Source organism: Pedococcus aerophilus, assembly GCF_039532215.1.
GTDB classification, from domain to species: Bacteria; Actinomycetota; Actinomycetes; order Actinomycetales; family Dermatophilaceae; genus Pedococcus; species Pedococcus aerophilus.
In genome coordinates this window covers 295,442-309,274 of record NZ_BAAARN010000005.1, presented here as the reverse complement: position 1 = coordinate 309,274, position 13,833 = coordinate 295,442, and the positions used below count along the sequence as shown (strand labels likewise).

The 13,833-nt window shown below is 71.4% G+C and carries 12 protein-coding genes; 4 read left to right on the top strand and 8 right to left on the bottom strand.

Annotated features, from left to right (window positions below; all coding sequences use genetic code 11):
* Window positions 1–7: 7 nt before the first annotated feature.
* From ABD286_RS18020 to deoC, 4 genes are all read right to left on the bottom strand, one after another.
* The gene (locus ABD286_RS18020) at window positions 8–634 is read right to left on the bottom strand and encodes a uridine kinase family protein (protein ID WP_344196048.1); all 627 of its coding nucleotides are present in this window, start codon (window positions 632–634) and stop codon (window positions 8–10) included.
* A 2-nt stretch (window positions 635–636) separates the two neighbouring features.
* On the bottom strand, window positions 637–1,551 hold the full coding sequence (locus tag ABD286_RS18015; protein ID WP_056920581.1) for an aldehyde dehydrogenase family protein: 915 nt from the start codon (window positions 1,549–1,551) through the stop codon (window positions 637–639).
* 8 nt (window positions 1,552–1,559) lie between these two features.
* The gene (locus tag ABD286_RS18010) at window positions 1,560–3,008 is read right to left on the bottom strand and encodes an aldehyde dehydrogenase family protein (protein WP_344196046.1); all 1,449 of its coding nucleotides are present in this window, start codon (window positions 3,006–3,008) and stop codon (window positions 1,560–1,562) included.
* Window positions 3,009–3,079: 71 nt separating this feature from the next.
* Window positions 3,080–4,081, bottom strand: a complete 1,002-nt coding sequence (deoC, locus tag ABD286_RS18005; RefSeq protein ID WP_344196385.1) for a deoxyribose-phosphate aldolase — start codon at window positions 4,079–4,081, stop codon at window positions 3,080–3,082.
* A gap of 238 nt (window positions 4,082–4,319) precedes the next feature.
* Here deoC and ABD286_RS18000 point away from each other — a divergent pair, with 238 nt between their 5' ends.
* Window positions 4,320–5,750: an HNH endonuclease signature motif containing protein gene (locus ABD286_RS18000; RefSeq protein WP_344196044.1), complete on the top strand. Its 1,431-nt coding sequence runs from the start codon at window positions 4,320–4,322 to the stop codon at window positions 5,748–5,750.
* 124 nt (window positions 5,751–5,874) lie between these two features.
* Here the strand turns inward: ABD286_RS18000 and ABD286_RS17995 are convergent, their stop codons facing one another.
* The gene (locus ABD286_RS17995) at window positions 5,875–6,405 is read right to left on the bottom strand and encodes a hypothetical protein (RefSeq protein WP_344196042.1); all 531 of its coding nucleotides are present in this window, start codon (window positions 6,403–6,405) and stop codon (window positions 5,875–5,877) included.
* A 78-nt stretch (window positions 6,406–6,483) separates the two neighbouring features.
* Between ABD286_RS17995 and ABD286_RS17990 the strand changes: the two genes are divergently transcribed.
* Window positions 6,484–6,789, top strand: a complete 306-nt coding sequence (locus ABD286_RS17990; RefSeq protein WP_344196040.1) for an immunity protein Imm33 domain-containing protein — start codon at window positions 6,484–6,486, stop codon at window positions 6,787–6,789.
* Between the two features lie 14 nt (window positions 6,790–6,803).
* Here the strand turns inward: ABD286_RS17990 and ABD286_RS17985 are convergent, their stop codons facing one another.
* A complete protein-coding gene (locus ABD286_RS17985) occupies window positions 6,804–8,531 on the bottom strand; it encodes a phospho-sugar mutase (protein ID WP_344196038.1) in 1,728 nt (575 codons plus the stop codon).
* A gap of 13 nt (window positions 8,532–8,544) precedes the next feature.
* Entirely contained in the window at window positions 8,545–9,390 is an 846-nt protein-coding gene (locus ABD286_RS17980; protein WP_344196036.1) for a purine-nucleoside phosphorylase, read from the bottom strand.
* A gap of 97 nt (window positions 9,391–9,487) precedes the next feature.
* On the opposite strand from ABD286_RS17980, the gene ABD286_RS17975 reads away from it, so the two are divergent.
* Window positions 9,488–10,894 (top strand): NAD(P)H-quinone dehydrogenase, encoded by a 1,407-nt coding sequence (locus ABD286_RS17975; RefSeq protein ID WP_344196034.1) that lies wholly within the window; start codon window positions 9,488–9,490, stop codon window positions 10,892–10,894.
* A 134-nt stretch (window positions 10,895–11,028) separates the two neighbouring features.
* Window positions 11,029–11,883, top strand: coding sequence for an antitoxin (locus ABD286_RS17970; RefSeq protein ID WP_344196032.1), 855 nt, complete (start codon window positions 11,029–11,031; stop codon window positions 11,881–11,883).
* 93 nt (window positions 11,884–11,976) lie between these two features.
* Here ABD286_RS17970 and ABD286_RS17965 read toward each other — a convergent pair whose 3' ends face one another.
* Window positions 11,977–13,779: an acetyl/propionyl/methylcrotonyl-CoA carboxylase subunit alpha gene (locus tag ABD286_RS17965; RefSeq protein ID WP_344196030.1), complete on the bottom strand. Its 1,803-nt coding sequence runs from the start codon at window positions 13,777–13,779 to the stop codon at window positions 11,977–11,979.
* Window positions 13,780–13,833 lie beyond the last annotated feature (54 nt).

The following is a 13,833-nucleotide window of genomic DNA, read 5'->3' as shown; positions in this document are numbered from 1 at the left end:
CACCCTCTCAGCGGGCGAGGGCGGAGAGCAGCGGTTCGAGGTCCTTGGCGCGGGCCGGTGTCGCGCCGAGCGCCTCCTGCCGGGCGACGACGGCGGGCTCGGCGCGCATCAGCGCCAAGCCACGGCGGACGAGGGTCCACGGCGGCTTCCGGCGCTCCTGGAGGTCGCGGGCCAGGCGTCGGACGAAGGTGACGAAGGGGCGGTGGTGCACGCAGTACGCCCCGGCGAGCAGGCCCCGCTCGCGCAGGTCGCCGATGATCTCGGCGGCGAAGATGCCCTCGGCGAGGACGAGGTCGTGGGGTCCCGCCTCGACGGTCGTCGAGTCGACCGCGCGGCTGGTGGCGATGTCGTACACCGGGGTGCGGACGGAGCCCGACGTCACGAGCGTGTACAGCGCCTCGACGGCGGCACCGCGGTTCCAGGAGTCCGGGTGGTCCCAGTCGACGATGCCGAGCTCCTCGCTGCGCGGCATCGCCGGGTCGTCCTCGTCGCGGTAGAAGTCGTCGAGGCGGACGATGGGCCAGCCGTGGGCGGCGTGGAGGCGTTGGGCGAGGCGGGACTTGCCCGCCCCGCTCGGTCCCGCGAGGACGACCACCCGGGCGGCGGTGTGGTCGCCGGGGTGGTCGGCCGTCAAGGTCAGCGGCCCTTGGGGTGCCAGACGGTCTTGGTCTCGAGGAACGCCGTCATCCGGGACATGTCCGGGGTGCGGGTCCAGTCGGGCTCGACGGCGTCGCTGCCCTCGCCGGCGGGACGGACCACGCGCTTGAGGTTCTCCGCGGCAGCGAGCTCCAGGTCACCCCAGGCGATGCCTTCGGCCTCGGCCGCACCGGCCAGGTCGATGGCGTTGACGTCACGGTGCGAGGCGATCCACGGTGCGACCTCGGCGGTGCGACCGGTGATGAGGTTGACCACGCCACCGGGGACGTCGGAGGTGGCCAGCGCCTCGGACAGCGTGATCGCGGGCAGCGGACGCAGCTCGCTGGTGAGGACGACGGCGGTGTTGCCCGAGGCGATCACCGGGGCGACGACCGAGACGAGGCCGAGCAGCGAAGAGCGTTGGGGCGCAAGGACGCCCACGACCCCGGTCGGCTCGGGGGCCGAGATGTCGAAGTACGGCCCGGCGACGGGGTTGAGCCCGCCGAGCACCTGCGCGAGCTTGTCGGTCCAGCCGGCGTACCAGACCCAGCGGTCGATCGCGGCGTTGACGACGGCCTCGGCGCGACGCTCGGTCAGGCCCTCGCTGGCGCGCACCTCGGCGACGAACTGGGCTCGACGGCCCTCCATCACCTCGGCGACGCGGTAGAGCACCTGGCCGCGGTTGTATGCGGTCGCCCCGGCCCACTTGGGGAACGCGGCGCGGGCGGCGACGACCGCGTCACGCGCGTCCTTGCGCGAGCCCTGCGACGCGTTGGCGAGGAACCGGCCCCGGCCGTCGAGGACCTCGTAGGAACGGCCCGACTCCGAGCGGGGGAACTTCCCGCCGATGTAGAGCTTGTAGGTCTTGCGCACGTCGACGCGGGCGTCGGTGGCAGTCCGCTGGTTGGTCGGCATCGCGGAGATCACCCGTTGCTTTCAGTCGTGACGTAGGCGGACAGGCCGTGGCGGCCACCCTCGCGGCCGTAGCCCGACTCCTTATAGCCACCGAACGGGCTTGTCGGGTCGAACTTGTTGAAGGTGTTGGCCCAGACGACGCCGGCCCGGAGCTGGTCGGCCATCCAGAGGATGCGCGAGCCCTTCTCGGTCCAGACGCCAGCGGACAGCCCGTATGGCGTGTTGTTGGCCTTCGCGACCGCCTCCTGCGGCGTGCGGAAGGTCAGCACCGACAGGACGGGTCCGAAGATCTCCTCCTGGGCGATGCGGTGGCCCTGGCTGACGCCGGTGAAGACGGTGGGACGGAACCAGAAGCCCTTGGCCGGCAGCTCGCAGCCGTTGTCCCAGCGCTCGGCGCCCTCGGCCTCGCCGGCGTCGGTGAGCTCGGTGATGCGGGACAGCTGGGCCTTGGAGTTGATGGCGCCGACGTCGGTGTTCTTGTCGAGCGGGTCGCCGACGCGCAGGGTCTGCAGGCGACGCTTGAGGCGGCGCTCGACGTCCTCGGCGATGTTCTCCTGGACGAGCAGGCGCGAGCCGGCGCAGCAGACGTGGCCCTGGTTGAAGAAGATGCCGTTGACGATGCCCTCGACGGCCTGGTCGATGGCGGCGTCCTCGAAGATGATGTTGGCGGCCTTGCCGCCGAGCTCGAGGGTGGCCTTCTTGCGGGTTCCGGCGATGGAGCGGGCGATCATCTTGCCGACACCGGTCGAGCCCGTGAACGCGAGCTTGTCGATGTCGGGGTGGTCGACGATGGCCTGCCCGGTGCCGCCTGCGCCGGTGACGATGTTGACGACACCCGGGGGCAGGTCGGCCTGCTGGACGACGTCGGCGAACAGCAGCGCGGTCAGCGGCGTGGTCTCCGCCGGCTTGAGGACGACGGTGTTGCCGGTGGCCAGGGCCGGGGCGATCTTCCACGCGAGCATGAGCAGCGGGAAGTTCCACGGGATGACCTGGCCGACGACGCCGTGCGCGCGGGGGTTGGTGCCGAGACCGGCGTACTCGAGCTTGTCGGCCCAGCCTGCGTGGTAGAAGAAGTGCGCCGCGGCGAGCGGGACGTCGACGTCGCGGCTCTCCTTGATCGGCTTGCCGTTGTCGAGGGTCTCGAGGACCGCGAACTCACGGGCGCGCTCCTGGAGGATGCGCGCGATACGGAAGAGGTACTTGCCGCGGTCGGCACCGGACATCCGGCCCCATACCCCGTTGTAGGCGCGGCGGGCGGCGGCGACGGCACGGTCGACGTCGGCGGCGCTCGCGTCGGTGACCTCGGAGAGGACCTCCTCGGTCGCCGGGTTGACGGTCTTGAAGGCGGAGCCGCCCTGGGACTCGGTGAACTCGCCGTTGATGAACAGCCCGTAGGAGGGGGCGAGGTCGACGACCGCCCTGCTCTCCGGAGCGGGTGCGTACTCGAACTTGGCCATGTCTGTGCTTCCTCGAATTCGCAGGTGTCAGTAGAGGCTGGGGTGGGCCCACGAGCCTGGATTGAGCTTGCTCAATACAGGCTCGGGGAGTCGTCGGTGATGTAGTCCGGGCCGGAGTAGGCACCGATCCGCATCCGCTGACGCTGCAGCAGCAGGTCGTTGAGCAGGCTGGATGCACCGAACCGGAACCAGAACGGGTCCAGCCAGTCGTCGCCCGCGATCTCGCTCACGGTGACGAGGAACTTGATGGCGTCCTTGCTGGTGCGGATGCCGCCGGCGGGCTTGACGCCCACCATCTCGCCGGTGAGGTCGTGCCAGTCGCGGACGGCCTCGAGCATGATCAGGGTGACGGGCAGGGTCGCGGCGGGCGACACCTTGCCGGTCGAGGTCTTGATGAAGTCGCCACCGGCGAGCATCGACAGCCACGAGGCGCGGCGGACGTTGTCGTAGGTCACGAGCTCGCCGGTCTCCATGATGACCTTGAGGCGGGCGCGGGTGCCGTCCTCGCGGACGCAGGCCTCGGACACCTGGGCGATCTCACCGAACACCCGCAGGTAGTCGCCGGACAGGAACGCCCCACGGTCGATGACCATGTCGATCTCGTCCGCGCCGGCCTTGATGGCGTCACGGGTGTCGGCGAGCTTGACCGGCATGGACGCGCGGCCCGACGGGAAGGCGGTCGCGACGGCGGCGACGTTGATCGGGGCGTCGCCGAGCGCCTCGCGGGCCGTGGCGACCATGTCGCCGTAGACGCAGACCGCGGCCGGGCTGGGGGTGGACGGGTCGGTCACGTCGGGGTGCAGCGCCTTGGCGGCGAGGCCGCGGACCTTACCCTTGGTGTCGGCGCCCTCGAGCGTGGTCAGGTCGATCATCGAGATCGCCAGGTCGATGGCCCAGGCCTTCGACGTGGTCTTGATCGAGCGGGTGCCGAGACCCGCGGCGCGTCCTTCGCAGCCCACCTGGTCGACGCCCGGCAGGCCGTGCAACCAGCTGGTGAGGGCGGAGTTGGTGAGGCGGGAGACGCCGAGGAGGTCGCGCGCCCGTTCGGTCGGGTCGACCGAGGGGGCAGACATGGTGGGGGTACTCACCGGCTGATTCTATCGGTGTCCACAGGGTGGTCGGTCCGCGCCGATCCGGGGTGGCCCGTGGGGCCCGTGGGGCGCGCGTTGTCGCCGTGGTGGCGGGGTCGGTGAGGGATGGGCGGCGGGTTTCCGCTGGTTGGCCGATGGGCCTCTGTTTGACCATGAAATCGTTGCAGGGCAACGACTTTCGGTTCGGGTGAGTGTCAGACCCAATTGGTAGGTTTGCTGCATGGGTAGGGGGATGTCGTTCGAGCAGGACCGGTCAGCGGTCGCTCAGGTGTGCGCCGCCCTGACCGGCCTCGGGGACGACCTCTGGGCTGCCAGCGGTGCAGATCTGGGCAGTTTCCTGGCCCAGCTCGACGAGCTGGCCGTCCGCGTCGACGCCGCGAGGGTGGAGGTGCTCCGCGAGGCGGTCGACCGCGGTGAGGCCGGTTCGGGACGGTCAGGCGCGCACGCGTGGCTGCTCGACCACTCGCCGTCGCTGCGGGCCGGCGGCTCGGCACGGGTCGTGCGGCTCGCCGAGGCGGCCCACGACGACCGGTATGCCGCGCTGCTCACCGCCGTCCGCGAGGCGCGCGTGCCGTTGCTCACCGCGACCGTGGTGCTCGACGAGTTCGAGCGGCTCAGCCCGCGCCTGGCCCCGGGTGCCGCGGGACCGGTCCTCGACGGGCTCATCGACGTCGCCTCGTGGGGCCGGCCCAAGGACGTGCGGGGACTCCGCGACCGGTTGGTTGCGAGGTACGGCGCGCTGGGCGAGTTCCAGCTGGAGCAGGACCGCGCGTGCGAGCGGCGCTCGCTGTCGCAGCCGTTCGCCGACGGCACGGGGCTCTTCGAGTACACGATGGTCGTCGACGCCGAGGCGAAGGTGGTCATCGAGGCCGCCGTCCAGGGGCTATCGGCACCGCGGCCGGCCGACGGCGAGCCTGACCGCCGACCATCGGGGCAGCGGCGGATGGATGCTCTGCTCGAGGTCGTGCAGCGCGGTGTCGCGTCGGCTGACGGCGTGGCCACCACGGCCAAGGCAGAGGTGTTCGTCAGCGTCTCCCTCGAGGACCTCGTGGCTCGGTCGAACGCCGCCACGGTGTTCGGGTCGGGCGAGACCGGCACGCTGATCGGCCCGGAGACGGCCCGCCGCATCGCCTGTGACGCCGGCATCGTGCCGGTCGTCCTCGGCAAGGACGGCGAGGTCCTCGACCTGGGGCGCCGGTTCCGGTTGTTCACGAGCGCCCAGCTGCGGGCACTGTGGTTGCGCGACGGCGGATGCACGTTCCCCGACTGCACGGTGCCGGCGTCCTGGTGCGACGGTCACCACCTCCAGCACTGGGCTGATGGCGGCTCGACGGACCTGGGCAACGCCGCGTTGCTCTGCGGGCGCCACCACACGGTCGTGCACCGCAAGGGCTACCTCGGCGAGCTGGTTGAGGGCGAGGTTCGGTGGACGCTCGTCCCCGGCTCCTACGACCACTGGCTCGCTGACCGGAAAGTCTCTGAGGGCACGGGTGGCTCGGGCGGGGGTTCGTTCACTGGCGCGGGCAAGGGCGCCGGTGGGGGCCCGGGCCAGGTCGCGTCGAACGGTCGGGCTGTGCGGACCTACACGGTGTGGGAGGAGCTGGCCACGACTGCCGTGGCCCCGCCCCCGACACCTCCGTGGCGACCATGACCGCGCCCCACAGCCCGCCGCACCCGGCGGGCGTTGAGGCGTGTGCGTCGGGGAGTCGACGCAACGGGAGGTCGCCTACGAGAAGGAGTTGGGCAAGCCGGTCACGTTCACCCACCCTGACTGATCAGCAGCGCCCGTGCGGGCGAGAGATACCCGCGCGCGCGGCATGTGAGCGCGGTTCGTCAGGCAGGAACGAGCGAACGTAGATGCAACGCTCGAGCTCGGCCTCCCCCGCCTCGCGCCATTCCCGGTAGTAGGCCACGAGCCGCGGTTCAAGTCGTTCGCTGCCCAGCGGTCGTTTGTACTCCTCTACGTGCTCGGGAGGCCGCGAGTGCATCCCGTGGATGACGTACAACCCGGGAACGGCTCTTCCCGGGCCATATGACCAGGCCGATGCCAAGAGGTCGTCGAGGGACGGGATCGGGCGCTCACCCCAGCGCGTGGCAGGTTCGAGCGGGATGGTCAGCAGGCCGTCGAGGTTCGAGTCCTGGGGCAGTATCTTCAGGATCCGTTCGAGGCATTCGAGACCAACGCTCGCCGCCGCTGATGGCTCATCGCCAAGCAGGTCGTCAAGATCGATCTGGGCAAATCCGTGCTCCCAAACGTGCGGAAGTGAGTCGACGACGAAGCGGTCAACAGCCGCAGACACGTCCATGTGCGGATCCAATCAGACAGCGCTGCCGAAGGACCGTTCCTCGACAGGTGGCTGCGTCCAGCCGGGCAGACTCGGGAGATGGAGACTTCGGCCGAATCAAACGGTGGTGAGGTCCTCGGCGCCTCCCAGTCGCTCATCAGCGGACGCTGGGAGTGGCCGGTGCACGGAATCCGTCATCCCGCGAGCCGTGGGACGAGCGGCTGGTACGTGTGGACCGGAGATCTTTCCGATGCCGAGGACTTCTTCCAGCCCTGGCACCAGGAGCACCTGGTGCAGCGCTGCCCAGAGGTTGCCCACCTGCTCGAACTTCCACCCGGGTCCCGCTTCCTCGTGGCACCGGACCACGAAGATGTCTGGCACGACCCGTCGCTCCTCGACGTCTGAGCGCCTGTCACCGGTCAGACTCGGGTGAGGCCCTCCATCGCGGTGCGGATCGCGGTCAGCCGCTCCGCAGCGGCGTCGCGGGCTGTTGTCAGGTCCGAGGACACGGGCTCGATGACCTCGAGGTACACCTTGAGCTTGGGCTCGGTGCCCGAAGGGCGCACGATGATCCGCGAGTCGTCCTCGAGGAAATAGCGCAGGCCGTCAGTCGGCGGCAGAGCCTCGCTGCCCAAGGACAGGTCGTCGGTGCGAGAGACAGCCAGACCGGCAACCTCGGCCGGCGGCTGCTCACGCAGGCGCGTCATGACCGTGCCGATGAGCGACAGGTCGGCCACCCGCACGGAGAACGAGTCGGTGGCGTGGACGCCGTGCTCCACCGCGAGGTCGTCGAGCACGTCCTGCAGGGTGCGGCCCTCGGCCTTGACCGTGGCAGCGAGCTCGGCCATGAGCAGGGCGGCGCTGACGCCGTCCTTGTCGCGCACGACACCCGGGTCGACGCAGTAACCCAGCGCCTCCTCATACCCGTAGCGCAGGCCCTCGACGCGGGCGATCCACTTGAACCCGGTGAGCGTCTCCTCGTGCCGGATCCCGGCCTTGGTGGCCATGGCCGCAAGGAGGCGCGACGACACGATCGAGTTGGCGAAGACGGCATCGTCCTCGACGCCGCAGGCCAGCACGTGGTGGCCGAGCAGCGCACCGACCTCGTCGCCGCGCAGCATCCGCCATTCGGTGCCGCCGTCGTTCGCGCCACTCTGAACGGTGAAGGGGACGGCCACCGCGCAGCGGTCGGCGTCCGGGTCGTTGGCCAGCACGATGTCGGGGCCGATCTCGCGCGCCAGGTCGAGGGCGGCGTCGATCGCGCCCGGCTCCTCGGGGTTGGGGAAGGACACGGTGGGGAACGCGGCGTCCGGGTGCTGCTGGCTCTCGACCGGTACCGGCTGGGGGAACCCGGCCCGCTCGAAGACGCGCAGCAGGGTGTCGCTGCCAACACCGTGCAGCGCGGTGTGGACGATGTCGATGTCGCGGGGGCCGTCGGGCGCGACCACGGCCGCAGTCGCGTCGAGGTAGGCCTCGAGCACGTCGTCGCCGAGGGTGTCCCAGCCGTCGTCGGCCAGCGGTACGTCGGCCACGGCGGGCACACGGGCGATCTGCCCGGCGATGCCGGCATCGGCGGGTGGCACGATCTGCGAGCCGTCGCCGAGGTAGACCTTGTACCCGTTGTCCTGCGGCGGGTTGTGGCTGGCGGTGACCATGACACCGGCATCAGCGCCGAGGTGGCGGATCGCGAAGGCCAGGACCGGGGTCGGGAGCGTGTGCGGAAGGATCGCGGCGCGCCCGCCGGCACCGACGGTGACGGCCGCGGTGTCGCGGGCGAAGACGTCGGACTTGGTGCGGGCGTCGTACCCCACGACGACGAACGGCTCCGCCACGGACTGCTTGAGGTATGCCGCGAGGCCGGCTGCCGCGCGGATGACCACCGAGCGGTTCATCCGGTTGGGCCCGGCACCGATGGCGCCGCGCAAGCCGGCGGTGCCGAACTCGAGCATCCCGGAGAACCGGTCCTCGAGGTCGGCGACGGCGGACTCGTCACCCTCCTTGGCGCGCGCGAGGACCTCGCCGAGCTCGACCCTCGTGTCGTGGTCGGGGTCGTCGTCCACCCACTCCTGGGCGGCGTCGATGAGCTCCTGGGCGTGGCCGTCGACGGGGGAGGTGCCCCCGGAGCCGTGCCGAGCGGCATACGTCATGACGCTGGTCCTTTCAGAGGGAGGCGACGACGGCGGCGAGGAGGCGACCACACCGCTCGGCGGCGGCCTGGCCGGCCTCGATGACCTCGTCGTGCGACAGCGGCTGGTCGCTGATGCCGGCGGCGAGGTTGGTGACGAGGGAGATGCCGAGGACCTCGAGGCCGGCCTGGCGGGCTGCGATCGCCTCGAGGGTGGTGGACATGCCGACGAGGTCGCCGCCGAGCACCTTGGCCATCTGCACCTCGGCCGGGGTCTCGTAGTGCGGGCCGCGGAACTGGACGTAGACGCCCTCGTCGAGGTCGGCGTCGACCGAGCGGGCGACGTCGCGCAGGCGGGGGGAGTAGAGGTCGGTGAGATCGACGAAGTTGGCGCCCTCGATGGGGGAGTGCGCCGTGAGGTTGATGTGGTCGCGGATGAGCACCGGGGTGCCGGGTGCCCACGCGGGGTTGAGGCCGCCACAGCCGTTGGTGAGCACGATGGTCGTGCAGCCGGCAGCTGCGGCGGTGCGCACGGCGTGGACGACCGAGCGGACGCCCTTGCCTTCGTAGAAATGGGTGCGGGTGCCGTAGACGAGGGCCCGGCGGCCGGTGTCGGCGATGGCGACCGAGCGCATGGTGCCGCTGTGGCCGGCCACGGCCGCCTTGGCGAAGCCGGGCACGTCGGCGTTGTCGATGGTGGCGAGCGTCTCGCCGATGAGGTCGCCGGTCTGGCCCCAGCCGGAGCCGAGCACGAGGGCGACGTCGTGGCGCTCCACGCCGCTGCGCTCGGCGATGACGGCCGCTGCGGCACGGGCGACCTCGAACGGGTCGGTCGCGGGGTCGGCGAGGTCGGGGGCGGCGGGGCGGCTCTGCTCGGTCACCGAGGAAGAGTACCGAGGCCAGGACCGTGCGACGTACCGCCATGGGGTGAGGTGGATGCTGCTCGAACGGGAGGTGCCGGGATGGTTGGATAGTCGCGTGAACTCTCGTCAGTCCTCGGTCGTCATCCTCGGCGGCGGGCCGGGCGGGTACGAGGCCGCCCTGGTCGCGGCCCACCTCGGTGCCGCGGTCACCGTCGTCGACCGCGACGGCCTCGGCGGGGCAGCGGTGCTCACCGACTGCGTGCCCAGCAAGACGCTGATCTCCACGGCCGACTTCATGTCCCAGTTCGAGACGGCCTCCGACCTCGGGGTGCACCTCGAGGACCACGAGGGCGACGAGGTCGCCGACTCCGTGGCCGAGCTGAACGCCGTCAACCGCCGCGTGCTCGCCCTCGCCGCAGCCCAGTCCCGCGACATCGGTCGCCGCCTGGACGCCGACGGCATCACCGTCCTGCGCGGCACCGGTCGCCTGCTGTCGCCCTCCCAGGTCGAGGCCACCCTCGAGGACGGTTCGATCCGCACCCTCGACGCCGAGGTCGTGCTCGTCTCCACCGGCGCCACCCCGCGCGTGATGGCCACCGCCCAGCCCGACGGCGAGCGCATCCTCACGTGGCAGCAGATCTACGCCCTGCCCGAGCTGCCCGAGCACCTCGTCGTCGTGGGTTCCGGTGTGACCGGTGCCGAGCTGGCGCAGGCCTACCTCGGCCTGGGCTCGCGCGTCACCCTCGTCTCCTCCCGAGACCGCGTGCTGCCGGGCGAGGACGCCGACGCCGCCACCGTGATCGAGGACGTCTTCCGCAAGCGCGGCATGGAGGTCCTCGGGCGTTCGCGCATGGCGTCGGTCGAGCGCACCGACGACGGTGTCGTCGTCCGGCTCGAGGACGGTCGCGAGGTCGCCGGTTCGCACGCGCTGCTGGCCGTCGGCTCCATACCGCAGACCGCGGGCCTCGGGCTCGAGGAGGTCGGGGTCGCACTCAGCGAGTCCGGGCACGTGTCCGTCGACCGTGTCTCGCGCACGTCCGTGCGAGGCGTGTATGCCGCCGGCGACTGCACCGGGGTCCTTCCCCTCGCGTCCGTGGCTGCGATGCAGGGGCGGATCGCCATGGCGCACGCCCTCGGTGATGCCGTCGCCCCGCTCAACCTGCGCGCCGTGTCGGCGAACATCTTCACCGACCCCGAGATCGCCACGGTCGGCTTCTCGCAGAAGGACCTCGACGACGGAACCGTCGACGCGACGGGCGTCATGCTGCCGCTCGCGACGAATCCCCGCGCGAAGATGCAGGGCATCACCGACGGCTTCGTGAAGCTGTTCGCCCGCAAGGGAGTCGGCACGGTCGTCGGTGGGGTCGTCGTGGCGCCCAAGGCGTCCGAGCTGATCTACCCCGTGACCCTGGCGGTGCAGCACGGCCTCACGGTCGACCAGCTGGCCGGGACGTTCACGGTCTACCCGTCGTTGAGCGGGTCGGTGGCCGAGGCAGCGCGCCAGCTGCACCCCACCGACTGACCGTCCCGGGGTATCGCTGCCCGGGGTGCCCGGTCAGGGGGTTGTCGGTAGCGTCGTGAGCAGGAAGGTCGTCGCCGCGACATGACGACGACCTCGAGCGAGATGACCCAGATCCCCGCGAGAGAGGCAGTGCCATGGCCGGCTGGATGGACAAGGCGAAGGACTACATCAAGGGCAACCCCGAGCAGGCGGGATCGGCCATCGACAAGGTCGAGAAGCTCATCGACCAGCGGACCGGCGGCAAGCACGCCGACAAGGTCGACAAGGGCGGTGACTTCCTGCGCGAGAAGCTGGGGATCCCCGGTGACGGCAAGGCCGGCACGATCCCGGCCGGTCAGGGATCGACAGGTCAGGGACCGACCGAGCAGTCCGGGCAGGCGCCGTCCGTCGATGCGCCGCAGGGTTCCTCGGCGGAGCACCAGCCGTCGGGAACGCCCACCGGTCAGGTGACCGAGGAGCAGACGATGCCCGCCCCGCCCGCACCCCCGCAGACCACGCCGGAGCCGGCACCCACCCCCGAGCCCGCACCGGCCCCCTCGCCGACGCCGGCTCCCGAGCCGGCCCCGACGCCCGATCCCGCGCCGACGCCGGAGCCCGCACCGGCCGGTCCGGTGTCCAGCGGCGACCGCGACTCCGCGGCCACCGAGCCGGTCCAGGGCTCGGTGCCGAACCCCGAGCCCTCGACGAACGACCCGCAGCAGACGGGGTCGATCGGCGACGGTTCGCTGACGCCCGGCGACAACGACCGGGTCGGCCAGCCCGGCGGCCCGATCGACCCGCAGCAGCCGTCCGCCGACCACCCCAGCTGGGGTGCTCCGGGGGAGACGACCCCGGACGGCGGTGGCGACACCTCGACGCTGCCGACCCAGCCGTCACAGCACCAGGACGGGCTGCCGCAGGGCGGTTCGACGCAGCAGGGCGAGTGGCAGTCCGACGACGCCGTCCCCGGCGGCAAGCAGCCCGATGACGGCGGACCCGGCCGCAGCTGACCGCGGCCGCGAAGCCGGCTCCGCGGCATACCGAGCATGACGAAAGGCCCCGTCCCGCAAGGGGACAGGGCCTTTCGGCCGTATGGCGCGGGGTCAGTCCTTGATCTCCGCGATGACGGCGCCGTTGGTCACCGTCTGGCCGACCTCGGCCGACAGGCCGGTGACGGTGCCGGCCTTGTGGGCGTTGATCGGCTGTTCCATCTTCATCGCCTCGAGCACCACGACGAGCTCGCCCTCGGCGACCTGCTGACCCTCCTCGACGGCGATCTTGACGATGGTGCCCTGCATGGGCGCGGTGAGGGAGTCGCCCGAGGCCGCGGCACCGGCCTTCGCACCACCTGAGCGGCGCGGCGCCTTCTTCTTCGCGGCACCACCACCACCGAGGGACAGCCCACCGGGGAGGACGACCTCGAGGCGCTTGCCACCGACCTCGACGACGACGCTCTGGCGCTCTCCGGACTCCTCGGGCGCCTCGGGCGTCGAGCCCGCGTAGGCCGGGATCTGGTTGTCGAACTCGGTCTCGATCCAGCGGGTGTGGACGGTGAACGCCTTCTCGCCCTCGGGGGCGAACGCCGGGTCGGAGACGACGACACGGTGGAAGGGCAGGACCGTCGGCATCCCGTCGATCTCGAACTCCGCCAGGGCCCGGCGGGAGCGCTCCAGTGCCTGGTGCCGGTCGCGGCCGGTGACGATGAGCTTGGCGAGCATCGAGTCGAACGCGCCGCCGATGACGTCGCCCTCGACGACGCCGGAGTCGAGCCGGACACCCGGGCCCGACGGGGGACGGAAGGCAGCGACGACCCCGGGTGCCGGGAGGAAGTTGCGCCCGGCGTCCTCACCGTTGATGCGGAACTCGAACGAGTGCCCGGACGGGGCCGGGTCGTCGTAGCCGAGCTCCTCGCCGTTCGCGATGCGGAACTGCTCGCGCACGAGGTCGATCCCCGTGACCTCCTCGCTGACCGGGTGCTCGACCTGGAGGCGGGTGTTGACCTCGAGGAAGGAGATCCGGCCGTCCTGGGCCACGAGGAACTCGCAGGTCCCGGCGCCGACGTAGCCGGCCTCGGACAGGATCGCCTTGGACGCACGGACCAGCTCGGCGTTCTGCTCGTCGGACAGGAACGGCGCGGGCGCCTCCTCGACGAGCTTCTGGTGGCGACGCTGCAGGGAGCAGTCGCGGGTCGAGACGACGACGACGTTGCCGTGCTCGTCGGCCAGGCACTGGGTCTCGACGTGGCGCGGCTTGTCGAGGTACTGCTCGACGAAGCACTCGCCACGACCGAAGGCGGCGACGGCCTCGCGGGTCGCCGAGTCGAACAGCTCGGGGATCTCCTCGATGGTGCGGGCTACCTTGAGGCCGCGGCCGCCACCGCCGTACGCCGCCTTGATGGCGACGGGCAGACCGTGCTCCTTGGCGAAGGCGACGACCTCGTCCGAGCCGTCGACCGGGTCGGAGGTGCCGGCGACCAAGGGGGCGTCCGCCTTGGAGGCGATGTGGCGGGCCTTGACCTTGTCGCCGAGGGAGTCGATCGCCGCCGGGGGCGGGCCGATCCACGTGAGCCCGGCGTCCATGACGGCCTGGGCGAAGGAGGCGTTCTCGGAGAGGAAGCCGTAGCCCGGGTGCACGGCGTCCGCGCCGGACTTGCGGGCCACCTCGAGGAGCTTCTCCTGGACGAGGTAGGAGTCGCCGGGGGTCGTGCCACCGAGGGCCCACGCCTCGTCGGCGACCTTGACGTGCAGGGCATCCCGGTCGGGGTCGGCATAGACCGCGACCGAGCCGAGGCCGCTGTCGGCACAGGCCCGCGCGATGCGCACGGCGATCTCACCGCGGTTGGCGATGAGGACCTTCGAGATGGGGCGGGAGTTCGGCTTCGTCGTCGACTCGGAAGAGGGCACCATGCGGCGGAGCCTAGCCCGTTTCCCCGACGTCACTCCCACCCACGGGGTGTGGCC

Excerpts from the sequence above, each read along its gene's own strand:
- ABD286_RS18015 (WP_056920581.1), bottom strand. The coding sequence starts at position 1,551 with ATGCCGACCAACCAGCGGACTGCCACCGACGCCCGCGTCGACGTGCGC.
- ABD286_RS17995 (WP_344196042.1), bottom strand. The coding sequence starts at position 6,405 with ATGGACGTGTCTGCGGCTGTTGACCGCTTCGTCGTCGACTCACTTCCG.
- ABD286_RS18010 (WP_344196046.1), bottom strand. The coding sequence starts at position 3,008 with ATGGCCAAGTTCGAGTACGCACCCGCTCCGGAGAGCAGGGCGGTCGTC.
- ABD286_RS17985 (WP_344196038.1), bottom strand. The coding sequence starts at position 8,531 with ATGACGTATGCCGCTCGGCACGGCTCCGGGGGCACCTCCCCCGTCGAC.
- ABD286_RS17965 (WP_344196030.1), bottom strand. The coding sequence starts at position 13,779 with ATGGTGCCCTCTTCCGAGTCGACGACGAAGCCGAACTCCCGCCCCATC.
- ABD286_RS17990 (WP_344196040.1), top strand. The coding sequence starts at position 6,484 with ATGGAGACTTCGGCCGAATCAAACGGTGGTGAGGTCCTCGGCGCCTCC.
- ABD286_RS18000 (WP_344196044.1), top strand. The coding sequence starts at position 4,320 with ATGGGTAGGGGGATGTCGTTCGAGCAGGACCGGTCAGCGGTCGCTCAG.
- deoC (WP_344196385.1), bottom strand. The coding sequence starts at position 4,081 with ATGTCTGCCCCCTCGGTCGACCCGACCGAACGGGCGCGCGACCTCCTC.
- ABD286_RS17970 (WP_344196032.1), top strand. The coding sequence starts at position 11,029 with ATGGCCGGCTGGATGGACAAGGCGAAGGACTACATCAAGGGCAACCCC.